This is a genomic window from uncultured Agitococcus sp., assembly GCF_937920075.1.
Taxonomy (GTDB): domain Bacteria; phylum Pseudomonadota; class Gammaproteobacteria; order Pseudomonadales; family Moraxellaceae; genus Agitococcus.
On the sequence record NZ_CALETI010000122.1, the window covers coordinates 1 to 11,709 of the forward strand.

At 41.1% G+C, this 11,709-nt stretch carries 11 protein-coding genes and 1 pseudogene; 8 read left to right on the forward strand and 4 right to left on the reverse strand.

What is annotated here, in order from left to right; translation table 11 throughout:
• The first annotated feature begins 177 nt into the window (after positions 1–177).
• The 8 genes from Q0212_RS04385 (at position 178) to Q0212_RS04420 (ending at position 4,404) form a co-directional block, all read left to right on the forward strand.
• The gene (locus Q0212_RS04385; protein ID WP_297922777.1) at positions 178–933 is read left to right on the forward strand and encodes a site-specific DNA-methyltransferase; all 756 of its coding nucleotides are present in this window, start codon (positions 178–180) and stop codon (positions 931–933) included.
• Positions 934–1,120: 187 nt separating this feature from the next.
• Positions 1,121–1,366, forward strand: coding sequence for a hypothetical protein (locus tag Q0212_RS04390; protein WP_297922780.1), 246 nt, complete (start codon positions 1,121–1,123; stop codon positions 1,364–1,366).
• A gap of 2 nt (positions 1,367–1,368) precedes the next feature.
• Positions 1,369–1,566, forward strand: coding sequence for a hypothetical protein (locus tag Q0212_RS04395; RefSeq protein ID WP_297922783.1), 198 nt, complete (start codon positions 1,369–1,371; stop codon positions 1,564–1,566).
• Between the two features lie 267 nt (positions 1,567–1,833).
• A complete protein-coding gene (locus Q0212_RS04400; protein WP_297922786.1) occupies positions 1,834–2,175 on the forward strand; it encodes a hypothetical protein in 342 nt (113 codons plus the stop codon).
• Positions 2,176–2,216: 41 nt separating this feature from the next.
• The gene (locus Q0212_RS04405; RefSeq protein ID WP_297922789.1) at positions 2,217–2,699 is read left to right on the forward strand and encodes a hypothetical protein; all 483 of its coding nucleotides are present in this window, start codon (positions 2,217–2,219) and stop codon (positions 2,697–2,699) included.
• Positions 2,700–2,896: 197 nt separating this feature from the next.
• Positions 2,897–3,097, forward strand: a complete 201-nt coding sequence (locus Q0212_RS04410) for a hypothetical protein (protein ID WP_297922792.1) — start codon at positions 2,897–2,899, stop codon at positions 3,095–3,097.
• 129 nt (positions 3,098–3,226) lie between these two features.
• On the forward strand, positions 3,227–3,559 hold the full coding sequence (locus tag Q0212_RS04415; RefSeq protein ID WP_297922795.1) for a hypothetical protein: 333 nt from the start codon (positions 3,227–3,229) through the stop codon (positions 3,557–3,559).
• A 104-nt stretch (positions 3,560–3,663) separates the two neighbouring features.
• On the forward strand, positions 3,664–4,404 hold the full coding sequence (locus Q0212_RS04420) for a site-specific DNA-methyltransferase (RefSeq protein ID WP_297922797.1): 741 nt from the start codon (positions 3,664–3,666) through the stop codon (positions 4,402–4,404).
• A gap of 263 nt (positions 4,405–4,667) precedes the next feature.
• On the opposite strand, the gene Q0212_RS04425 is transcribed toward Q0212_RS04420, so the two are convergent.
• The 4 genes and pseudogenes from Q0212_RS04425 to Q0212_RS04440 form a co-directional block, all read right to left on the reverse strand.
• A complete protein-coding gene (locus Q0212_RS04425) occupies positions 4,668–6,653 on the reverse strand; it encodes a hypothetical protein (RefSeq protein ID WP_297922800.1) in 1,986 nt (661 codons plus the stop codon).
• Positions 6,653–9,685: a hypothetical protein gene (locus tag Q0212_RS04430; protein ID WP_297922802.1), complete on the reverse strand. Its 3,033-nt coding sequence runs from the start codon at positions 9,683–9,685 to the stop codon at positions 6,653–6,655. The genes Q0212_RS04425 and Q0212_RS04430 overlap by 1 nt, the downstream gene beginning before the upstream one ends.
• The gene (locus Q0212_RS04435; protein ID WP_297922805.1) at positions 9,685–11,058 is read right to left on the reverse strand and encodes a hypothetical protein; all 1,374 of its coding nucleotides are present in this window, start codon (positions 11,056–11,058) and stop codon (positions 9,685–9,687) included. Before Q0212_RS04435 ends, Q0212_RS04430 begins: the two co-directional genes overlap by 1 nt.
• 9 nt (positions 11,059–11,067) lie before the next feature.
• Positions 11,068–11,709: pseudogene (locus Q0212_RS04440) on the reverse strand (hypothetical protein); the annotation flags it as partial.

The window sequence follows — 11,709 nt, forward strand, 5'->3', positions numbered from 1 at the left end:
TTAAGACTAACCCCGAATGGGCTAAATTTTATGGATACATAGATTAAAACCTAACTATAGCAATAAGAGGCGATGCCCCACTCTTGATATTAGCAAGTAAGAGTATGTCAAAAACATAAAAAAGTAAGCAGTGGGCGGTTGGGGCATTGTCCGCTTGATTGCTGAGTTAGACACATTATGACGATGAATTTAATGCTAGGCGATTGCTTAGAGCGTATGAAAGAGATACCTGACGGCAGTGTTGATTTAACGGTGACTTCCCCACCTTACGACAATTTAAGAACATACAATAACACGCTTGAATGGGGCGAGCATGTATGGAAGCCTGTTTTGAGAGAACTGTTTAGAGTAACTAAAAAAGGTGGAGTAGTGGTTTGGGTGGTGGGTGATGCAACGATTAAAGGAAGCGAAACAGGGACAAGTTTTAGACAAGCCCTGTATGCTAAAGAAATAGGATTTAATTTGCATGACACAATGATATGGGAGAAAACGGGTAGTGGTGCATTTGGTAGTGTTCTTTGCTATGCCCAGAATTTTGAGTATATGTTCGTATTTTCCAAAGGTAAACCGAACGCAATTAATCTCATTAAAGATAGAGAGAACGTCGTTAAAAGTGGTCAAGTGAAAGTCAACGCAGCTATCGACGCAGGCAAAAATTATAGCACAAGGATAATCGAGAGAAAACCGTTTGGCAAACGCACAAACATTTGGAAGATAGACCCTCAAAAGAAAAGCGAGCATCCCGCAATATTCCCCGAACACCTAGCGCATGACCACATCATTTCGTGGAGCAATGAAGGCGACACCGTTTTAGATTGTTTTATGGGTAGCGGAACAACGGGAAAAATGGCTCTGCTTAACAATCGCAAGTTTATCGGCATTGAAAAAGACGAGAATTATTTTGAGATTGCTAAAAAGCGGATTGGTGTATAACTAAGTGCGTAAGGCGCAAATACCCGCGCTGATGTTAGGCATTAAAAATATATTTAAAATAACTATAAATAACTATTGACGTATCATACGTATGATAATATAATAAACACATCAAGACGATAAACAACAAAGGCAGAACGACATGAATATCTCAAAAATCACAACAAACTTCGCAGAAGCACGCGGCTTGTCAGTTTACATTGATGAATATACATCAATATTGTGGATAGGTGCTGACAACGAAAATATAGGCGAAGATATTTGCAGTTATTTTGCAAACGATAACGGAACATTCACATGGAAAGGCAACGTATGGTTGCCACGCGACACAAAAGAAGAATTGCCAGCAACAATCCGTGATGAAAAACATCTTAGAGAAGTTATTGATTTTATCTCTAAAGACCCCGTGGTAATTCAAGAATTGGCGGCTTAAACATGGCAAATCGTAGCGAGGCACAACAGAGGGCTGATAAAGCCTTCTGTGCAAAGAAGGTAAGGCTAGAGGTTGTTTTTAACCCTGACAACGAAGATGACGCAAGGCGAATTGCCAAACTTGCGTCAATGACTGACAAATCAAGAGCCGTCAAAGAGTGGCTTGATTATTTGATTTACAAGGGGGTGGATGACGCATAATCCAAAGCCCCTTTTAGGGCTTTTTATTTTGTGGTGTGCGTATGATTGCGTATGAGTGTCTATAGAATGACACTTGTTTTAACAGTCTTTATCGGTTGGATTGTCAATGCAGGTGGAAACCATAGATGAGAGTTAGGCGTTTTGTGGCCATAAAAAAGAATTGAAATATTTTACTTAAACCTATTGTTTATGCCCTAAAACTAGGGCATAATAACAAACATGAAGGGGGCAAAGGGCAACCTTCTACTAACTGCGAGGCAGACTAAAATGAACAAATCACAAATCTTCACACAAGCACACAAATTAGCTAAAAGCGTCCATGTTGCAGGTGAATCTTATCGCGTTACTTTTGGTGCAGCGTTAAAAATCGTTATCGCTGAAAGCAAAGCACCAAAATCCGCAAAACAATTTTTCTTAGACATTGGCGGCAAAGAATGGGTCAAAGAAGGTTTTGACCGCGTTTACATCAATGCAAAACAATTTAATGGCATCATCGGCAATGGTTGCAACTACTCAGATAGCAGCAACAAATTCTTTTTTGACTGCAAAACAAACTGCTTAATGCGTTCTTACAAAGGCAAAAAGCCAATGGTAGAAAAAACTTACTAATCTTTACGCGCCGCCAGTCGCTAACTGGCAAGGAAAACAAAATGAACGATATTCAAAAACTTAAAATGATTGGCTTATCCATGTTTGGCGAGCAATGGCAATCAGCTATTGCTAAAAAACTTGGCGTTAATGACCGCACAGTTAGACGCTGGGTTGCTGGCGAAATTCAAATTAACCAAAACATTTTTGCTGATTTAGAGCGTGCGCTTGTGCAGCGTCAAGATGACTTACGCTTGACATTGCGTGTGTTGCGGCATGGCGAGTTGTTTACTGGTAAAACAGTAAACATTAAACACTTAAAAAATGCTTTGGCTGATGAGTGTTCTAATTATTCTGATACAAGCAACTTTAGTGATTTTGTTGATGAATGGATTCAGTTGAATATTGAAATTCCAATGGCTGAAAGTGCGGGATTAGATAAAATTAAGGATAGTGTTTATGATTATGTCGATAACGTAAACGAGTTACGCGACTGCCAAAACGACTTTGTAAGTGAGATTTTGGAAAAGTCAGTTAATGCCTAACTATTGCAATAAGAGGACGCACCCTCTTTGATATAAACAACGGCAATGTTGCCAAAAAAACTAAACAATAACTCGCAATCGGCTGGGGTGCGTTCCGCTTGATTGCGTAGTTAGGTTTGCAAGCTTACGTTTATTTGTGTCTTAATAAAAAGATATTAAAATAAACATAATAATTTTTAGTTAAAGAGGATATTAAAATGAGTTTACATTGTTTGAATACTGAGGTTAATAGCCAATTAAGCGCAATTGTTGATTGTACTGAGCAACAATTTGAGGAATTATTAGAAGTATATTCAAGCCATACGTCTATTGATAGATTTAAAAAGTGGTTTGATAAAAATTATCGAAAAACCCTGCCGTATGGAGTCGAATTATACGCGGTGCATGTTAAAACCTAACTATTAGCTTAACGGGAAACGCCCCGACTGTTGTAAAAAGTGGCAATGTTGCCAAAAACTTAATAAATAACTCAACTTTTGGCTGGGGCGTTTTCCCTGTTGAAGCGCGAGTTAGATTGAGGAATTGCGATGAAGATTACAGTTAAAGTTGCGACAACAGAAACGGTAAGTGAAAGTGTACATTTTGATGAAAATGCTTTGCTTGCGCTTGAGAATACCGCAGTGGGAACGCCTGTGATAGAAAACTTTGATTTTGATAAAAAAGTTGGGGTTGTTTTGTCTGCAAAACTGCAAAAAGATGGTCTTTTTGTTGAGTGCGAGATAGAAGAAGAAATTTTGGATAAACTGAAGCCCTTAAAAGTTTATTTAGCTCCAGCATTTACATTTCCAGATTTTAAATGTTTTGGCTTTGGATTGACGACAAACCCTGCTGACATTACTTTGCCGCATATTGAAATCTAACTACCAACGCATAAGCCGTAACCACTCTACCACGGCTTTTAGATTACATAATGACTGATTGGGTGGTTATCGGTTTGATGCAGAGTTAGACACGGGAGATTGCGATGAATTTAATGCTTGGTGATTGCTTAGAGCGTATGAAAGAGATACCCGATGGTAGTGTAGATTTGATTTTAGCTGACCCACCTTATGGTACGACTGCTTGTAAATGGGACACTGTTATTCCGTTAGATAAGATGTGGGAACAGTTGAAACGTATTATTAAACCTAATGGTGCTATTGTTCTGTTTGGTATCGAACCTTTTGCAAGTACAGTTAGAACTAGTAATATAAAAAATTATAAACATGAATGGATATGGAACAAAGAACAAGCAGGTAATTTTATACAGGCGAAAAACCATCCATTAAGAGTAGTAGAAAATATAATGGTTTTTTGCAAAGAAAAGGTTAATTATTACCCAATAATGGAATTAGCAAAGGAAGAAAATAAAAGACCATTAAGCATTAAGCCACAAAAAACGTCTTTTTTAGGAAAAGTATCAGAAGGAACATTTAAAGCAAGTGAAAATTATAACCCTGATTTGAGATATCCAAAAAACATTATTACAATTAACGCAAGAGCAAAAGAGTGTAATAATGTCATCAGAGTTCACCCAACCCAAAAACCTGTAGCACTTCTTGAATACCTAATTAAGACATACACACAAGAAGGCGAGACGGTTTTAGATTTTACAATGGGTAGCGGCACAACTGGCGTAGCCTGCAAAAACACAGGCCGTAAATTTATCGGCATTGAAAAAGATGCAGGGTATTTTGAGATTGCTAAACAAAGGCTTGGTGTCTAACTAGTATTATTTATCCTAATTGACGTATTAATTTACGTCAGTTTTGATGTACTAATTTTGAAAATACGCTTTAAAATTAGATACTTGTATTTTTATCAAACGCCCAATTTTGGGCGTTTTTGTTTGTAGTGTGCCTACAGAATGACACTTAGTTTAAATGACAATCTTTGTCTTCTTTATGTTCTAAGCACCATTGCTGCCATCCGCAGGCTATTGATAAGCCTGCGGTTTTACTTCGGGATAACCAGACTCTGTATCAGGGGTCATGTAACCTTGCTCACGATGAGCCATTTATTAGACCAAGCATGGTAGGTCACAGTTATAGCCTGATAAGTACCTCCAGGCAACGTGTAAGTCGATGCAGAATCAATGTTCCGAGCACCACCGCTTACCGTTACTGCATTTGTTGCTCCGAGACTCTTAATCGTATGAGTAGACCCATCAAGCGGAGATGTCGGCAGCGTCACTGTTACTGCGGATGTGTTTGTGTTACATACAGCGTTTTCGTTGACATTGAGCGTCAGGTTTGAATTGTTCGCCAAAGTAAGTGCGTGTGTCTTTACAACCTGTTGGTATGAAGTGCCATCGTAAATTACTGGATATGGTGAAAACTCACTCTTGCACGGATTCCATGTGCCTCCGTTTGCCCAATAAATAACACCCCTGAGTGGATTGGATGGTGCTACGTCCTGAATGTAATTGGCCTGAGGTCTACCGACAAAAACATGGTCTGGCACAGAGCTTCCAGCATCAAATCCACCGCGAGGCGGGTAAACGGTAACATTAGGCTGACCATTCAATACATTCAGAATGTCAGGTGACACATACATAGGTTTTGCCGCCCCTACGTTTTCCAAGTTGTCACCAGAGATGAACACGGTTCCTGATTGGCGGTAGCTCAAGTTTGATGGAAGGCGATAGATGATGCCGTTGTATGCACTTGTGTTTGAAAATCTGTTCCCTACAGACGTTAGAGAATAGCTGAATGCACTGTCAGCCAGGTAAACGAAAGCATCTTGATAATATATGTATGCGAAGCATCCTTTGACATTCACCGATGATTTCGCGCCATCAACTAGAATTGCTGGTCCAGACTGATGCGTAGAATCTCCGTAAGACTCGAAGTAAACATCATTGACGTTCAGGTGAAGGAAGTTTCCATTCATCCGAATACCATAGCCACCTGCACCCCAAAAAGCCTCTATTGACCCACCATTGATGCTGCACTCCCCACTGCCCAGCAAATGTATCCCGTTGCCAGATTCTTGGCCAACAGCACGTGAACCAGGTACACCACCCCCAAAAGCACACTCTGTCAGTCTTAAATTGTGGAACAAGCTTGCCTGCAAGCCCAGCGAGTTAAAACGAAAAGCAACATCGCTTAGTCTGGTGTAATAGCAGCCTACAACATCAACGCCGATATTGAATAACTGGATGGTGACGTTTCTGAGATCAGCCTCGTAGCTGATTTTCACGCCCGTGCCCGTTCCACCAACAGATGCGCCAGGGCCGAATATGCCAATATCCTCAATGCGACTTCTTCCGCCAGTGACAATCGCCGTGGTGTTTACTGGAAGTGTGGAGAAGTCCAACTTAGACCGAACCCCAGCTCCTCCACCTCCTGCTGGGCTTGTTGTGCCCCTAATTTTTTGCCAATGCTTTGTAGAAGGCATCGTGATCGTGTTGGAAACACGATACTCGTAAGGCGGAAAAAACAGTTCTCCATTATTCCCGATCTCGGCAAGCGCGGTATTGATGGCGGCTGAAACGTCATGTAGTTTCGTTCCAGCAATAACGTCAGCTCGTTGAACATCACTCAAGTAATCAAAGATACTGACCACATCTCGCATCTTCTCCTGCATCGTCCGTGCCACAGCACCAGTACCAGTCTGCACAAAACTAAGGTATTGCTCAGGTACATTACCGTTTTCGTCCAGAGGAGCTACTACACCAGACGCAGCTGCTGAACCGTCAATTGAGTAAAGGTTATCTCGGTCAAAATAAACAACATCATTTGCATCTTTTAAGATAAAACGATATGCAACAGAATCATCAAGATAAATATTTGCGCGTCCATCAGCGTCTAAGATAATCGGGTTTGTGTTTGTCGTGCCTGAGTCATTCGAGTAAGTTGCAACGGGTGTAGTTGTCCCTGCTAAGTAAGTGTAAATTTTACCGCCAGTTAAAGGCGCATTGTTACCAGTTTTGAAAAAACGCGCATCAAACCAAGAAGAAAGAGAAAATGACATTATTTTTTATCCTCATTTTGAGAAGCAGGAACAGCATATTTTGACGCTGTATTGATAGCTTTTTTGCCATAATTGCCGCTTGATAATTTTTTATCAATCAATCGTGCAGCCTCATCACTATTTAGCCAAGCTTTCGCCATTTGCTCATCTAAAGCCTGTTTTATTAGCTTTGTTCTGTGAGCAACACTAGCCCCGCCAATAACACCTAAAAACGGATTTCCAAGAAAAGAACCAACAACACCGCCAAGCGTTCCGCCTAAAGCATCTAAAGCGTATATGTTTTGATTCATTAATTTATCAACTTGCCCCCTCGCAAAAGTGGCGGAATTTGTGCCACCACCCCCCATAGAATCTCGCTTGGCATCTTGTAAAACCTTACCCAATCTATTGGCTGTATTTTTGCCATAAACAGATTCTATTAAAGCAATATTCTTGGAATCTTCTAAAAACATAATTAGCTTATTATCATTAACTCTACCATTTGTCTCAGTGCTTAGTTTTGCAATTTTTTCAGTAATCGCACCGCGTAAAGCTCGGTTAAATAACTGATTCTCAGCTGCCAATTCTGTGATAAATTTAGCATCATTCTGACGCATAGACGACGAGAAAAACGCATCAATAACCTTATCAGGGTCTTTTAAGTTGTTAAATATTTTGCCGCCACTTTCTAATTGCTTGGTCTCAATTGTCGCGTATTTCTTGAGTAAATTATCTAACTCAACCTCATAATCAGCTTTTAGTTTTTGAGATGTTTTAGATTTTAAAATAGCCATTGTAATCTGTTTTGACAAATCGCCAAATTCATCAAGAGCCAATTTGTTATCCTTAACAAATTTAAAAGCCTTTTCCTCCCAACCTGATTTTAAACCGCCATTACCGATATTTAAAACCTGATTTCTAAAGTTAGAGCCGATATAATCACTTAAAGCCGCTCTTGCTTCTTTTTCGCTGCCAAACGACCGCTTAAACGACTCTAACCCCTCTCTTGTGTTAACAATTTTATTGGGCAATGTTGCTAAGTTTTGACTTGAACGCTCATAGCCGCGCATTCTTAAATCCGCAACCGCACCACGACCGTATCTAGATTCAAAATCAGCCTTTAAACCTATGGCTTTTTTATACGCATCACCTATATCTTTAGGGACAACACCACGCGCAACCTCGTCATCCATTGAGCCGCGAACAATATGTTTTAATTGGGTCAATGTTTTGGCTTCTCTGCTATTCCCTGCCTTAACAGCCTCTCGCTGTAATTCACCGATCATGCTCTGAATAGTCTGCATTTGCTTGTAGCTCATTGTTGAGCCTAGCAAATCAGGATTAAGGCGCATATTTTCGTTGAATAATTCTAGGTCTTTTTGCGCTTGTTGCCTTGCCATTAACAATTCATTGCCTTGTGGCGTAAGGACTTTATATCCGCGCATTGCATTATCAAGAGCCTCTTGAAATTGCCAAATGTCCTCAGCACCAAGATTACCAACAGGATAACCATCTTGAGCCAAGCGCATAGCCATTTCATCACCGCCTAAACCGCCAGTTTTAGGAAACGGAACTAACGCACCAGCAGCCCTTTGATTAAGCATTTTAGGGTCAATACCTAAACCTATCGCGTACTCACGATTAAGGCCGCCATACTTGGCCATAGCGGTAAGCATATCGTCAATTTGTGGATTAACTTGCTTAGGGTCAAACTTTGGCAAAGGCGGAACAGTAGGTTTAACAATAGACAACTCTGGAATATCCTTAGCTGCTTTGTTTTGACCTGCAGCCTTGCCTATTAGTTTTAACGCTGTATTTACTCGACTATCTGTCCCAGCACCCAGCCCCCCGTAATTCTCTTGTAAAACCCCCTCTATTTTTTGCATAGGGATTCTAAGCGCGGTTACTTCGCCAAATGGGTCAACAGATTCAAAAGCATTTTTTATGTCAGTTTGTTTTTGTTGCAAAATAGGGTCAGCAACATTAGCCAATCTTTGCGCTGCATCATCCGCACTTGTTGGAGTACCCAACTCGGTTAAAGCCGTTTGTTGTTGTTGTTGTGCTTGCTGCATTCTTGATTGTTGACTTTGTAATAACCTTGCTTTTTGAGATTCTAAATTAGTTTTATTTTGTGCTAATTTTTCACGAGCAATGGTAACAGCATCTTGAGCTGTACCACCTGCACCAATTCGCCCAAGCTCGGCTAGTCTAGCTTCTCGATTTTGCAAGAATCTGGCGTTAATATCATCGGCAACGCCTATCTTGTTTCTAAGCACATCCTCAGCGCGTAGCATATTTTTGTCGCCTAACGACTCCGCAACAATTTGCGCTGGTGTAGCTTGCGAGCCTTTGACTAATGGCTTAGGCGCGTTTTTTAAAGCAATAGAGGCCGCCTGTGGGTCTTGCAAAACATTAACCATTCCTTGACCGACTATATTCTCACGCCCACCCTTTGTTAATGGTTGATTAATTCTTGATGCAAGATTTCCAGTGGCATTTAATGCAACAGGCGCAGCAATAGAAGCCGCAATTCCTGCTAATGGAGAGCCTGTTTCTTCAGCAACCACACCACCAAAACCACCAGCCGCGCCAAACTTGGCAGCGTTTAACGCAAGCTCTTTTAGTGTTTGTGTCGGTGTTAATACTGCGCCTGTAGCACCTTGAACCGCCCAATCCATCACGCGCTGTCTATGTGTAGTAGGGTCTTGAATAGGCAAAACAGCGCGAACCGCTCTATTTGTAATACTTGGCGATGACTGAAAATTCTCTAAACCTTTATTTGCAAGCTCGTTTAATTTAGAAAAATAACCACCTATCAGATTATCACGGCCAACAGCTTGTGCGATTTCGTTTGAAACGAAACCAGTTCCAGCCATGCCCAACCCTATTAAATTAGGCGCGGCATTGATAAACATATCTGGAATACCAGCAAAACCCTTAGCGACAGACGAAGCCGCAACTGACGCATCACTAGGCGCATTATTTGCAACAGGCTTCACAACGGCTTTTGATTGAGCTTTTTTCTTAGCTAAAATATCATCATAAGCACTCATTATTCCAGCACTCCCAAATCTCTAGCGTTCTCTTGTAGCTCTTTTAATAATTCAGGGTCATTTTTTACTTGCATATAAGCATCAAGATACTCTTTTCTTTGCTCACTACTAGCTTTATTTGTAAAGCGGTTAAGAAATTCACCGCCTTTATAAGCAAAATTTGATGCGTTATTTTGTTTTAATATATTTAAAGCAACGGTTTTGTCATTTTCTAGAATACTGATAATCTGCTGAAACGCAGTGGTTTTTTGCGAAGGAGACGTATTTTCTTTTAATACACCCATTGCTTTAGAAAGCAGCCCCATTTCAAAATTAGAAATAGCACCAGCAGGTTTTTCCGCTTTTAGCCTCAAATTCTCTTGTAAAACATCTAGCTCAGCAAGCGCATCCTGTTGGTCTTTGTTGCCAATATATTTACTAAGAGGTGTCCCAGCAATTTTAGATTGATAGTAAGACTGCCACGCATCAGGAGGAAGCCTAGATAGAATATTCTTAGCTTTTCGCAATATAGGCATTATGTTGGCGTATGTTTTTGTCGCACCTGCTGCATCAGCGACCAAATCTTGTCTAATCTTTGCCTCAGCCTTTACATCCGCCACCGCTCCTACACGTTCTACAGGGTCATATACAGGCTTATTTAATTCGCGCTCTTTAAAATAAGCATCTTGCTTTAATTTCTTTTCTTTAAAAGCATACTCTCTTTCTTGTGCTGCTGTTAGCTTGTCAGGTTTAGTCATTGTTGCCCCTGCCTGACCATATGGCACTGTCTTATTTCCTTTTGTAGTGACAAACATACCTAACGACTGGCCATCCTTAAACATCTCGTAAGGATTGCCAACAGGCTGATCTAGCTCGGCTTTAGCTGCTCTTTCTTGTTTAATAGCATTGCTAAACTTAATAAACGAATCAATGTCACCCACTTGCAAAGCGTTTTTTGCTGATACATTTAAAACATCTAAGTAATCAGGCGTAACCCCTTTGACTTCGGGCGCGATCATCTCGCGTCTTACGTCAAAATTACCCTTTAAAATGTTTTCGCCAAATAAATCAGGTGTTGGTAAGTTTTGGCCGCGTTCTGCCGCTAATACCCCTGTCATCCCTTGAGGCATTTGACCTGTGGGAATAGTCTGTGGGAATGTAGTGCGGTATTGCGCTGGTGTGCCTTGTTGCATTTTCTGCAACTCGCTAGCAATACCCTGTTGCATTTGCTTTTGACGTAAACGCGCTTCTTTTTCCTCATTAAATTGTTCGCGTAAGGCTTGGAGTTTTAAATCGTTGGCTTGGTACGTTTGCGCCCTTGAAAATGACTCGCCAATGTTGATTGGGTTAGCCATTGCCCGCAAAGGTATGTTCGGGTCTATTTGAAAAGCCATATAACCACCTTAACCGTATTTTTTACTAATGCCGTAAATGTCAATCATATTACCCAAGCCCTGATTAAATGCGTTAGCATTTGCAGCGTAACCACTCGCCCTTGCATTAGCTTGTTGCCCTAAAATGCTAGATTGCGCGCTTGCTAGATTGCCGAATGTGTTGCTTGCGTTATTAGCGTATTGACCGCCCATGCCGCCCAATGATTGTGCGGCCTGCTGTCCGCCTTGTGATAATGAGGCTAAACGGTTGAAGTAATCGGCAAACTCACCACTGGCGCGATTGTATTCTTTGTCGTACTGTTGACTTGCCATGCCTTGTCCATAATCTTGCGCCGCTTTCATTTGTGCGCCGCTATATCCCATGCCACGCGCCGCGCTTGAACGGTCTAGGGCTTGTTGGCCTTGCTTCAGTTGGAATTGATAAGCAGGGTTATTAGTATCAAAACGACCACCTGCCAAGCCTTTGCTTGCAAGATAAGTGTCAAACGGGTTATTTAGTTGACCACCGTTCGCGTTATTCGTTGGTTTTCTTGTTCCCCCATCCCCAATAATTGCAACCCCGCCCATACCCATAGGGATTGTTGCGTTAAAACGTCTGCTTTTGTCATAAGCAGACGTTTGATTACGCATCAAATCGCCAAGCCTGCTAAT

What these genes read in the sequence shown, in the direction of transcription:
- Q0212_RS04430 (WP_297922802.1), bottom strand. Translation starts at nt 9,685, where the DNA reads ATGAGTGCTTATGATGATATTTTAGCTAAGAAAAAAGCTCAATCAAAA.
- Q0212_RS04415 (WP_297922795.1), top strand. Translation starts at nt 3,227, where the DNA reads ATGAAGATTACAGTTAAAGTTGCGACAACAGAAACGGTAAGTGAAAGT.
- Q0212_RS04420 (WP_297922797.1), top strand. Translation starts at nt 3,664, where the DNA reads ATGAATTTAATGCTTGGTGATTGCTTAGAGCGTATGAAAGAGATACCC.
- Q0212_RS04410 (WP_297922792.1), top strand. Translation starts at nt 2,897, where the DNA reads ATGAGTTTACATTGTTTGAATACTGAGGTTAATAGCCAATTAAGCGCA.
- Q0212_RS04405 (WP_297922789.1), top strand. Translation starts at nt 2,217, where the DNA reads ATGAACGATATTCAAAAACTTAAAATGATTGGCTTATCCATGTTTGGC.
- Q0212_RS04385 (WP_297922777.1), top strand. Translation starts at nt 178, where the DNA reads ATGACGATGAATTTAATGCTAGGCGATTGCTTAGAGCGTATGAAAGAG.
- Q0212_RS04395 (WP_297922783.1), top strand. Translation starts at nt 1,369, where the DNA reads ATGGCAAATCGTAGCGAGGCACAACAGAGGGCTGATAAAGCCTTCTGT.
- Q0212_RS04435 (WP_297922805.1), bottom strand. Translation starts at nt 11,058, where the DNA reads ATGGCTTTTCAAATAGACCCGAACATACCTTTGCGGGCAATGGCTAAC.
- Q0212_RS04425 (WP_297922800.1), bottom strand. Translation starts at nt 6,653, where the DNA reads ATGTCATTTTCTCTTTCTTCTTGGTTTGATGCGCGTTTTTTCAAAACT.
- Q0212_RS04400 (WP_297922786.1), top strand. Translation starts at nt 1,834, where the DNA reads ATGAACAAATCACAAATCTTCACACAAGCACACAAATTAGCTAAAAGC.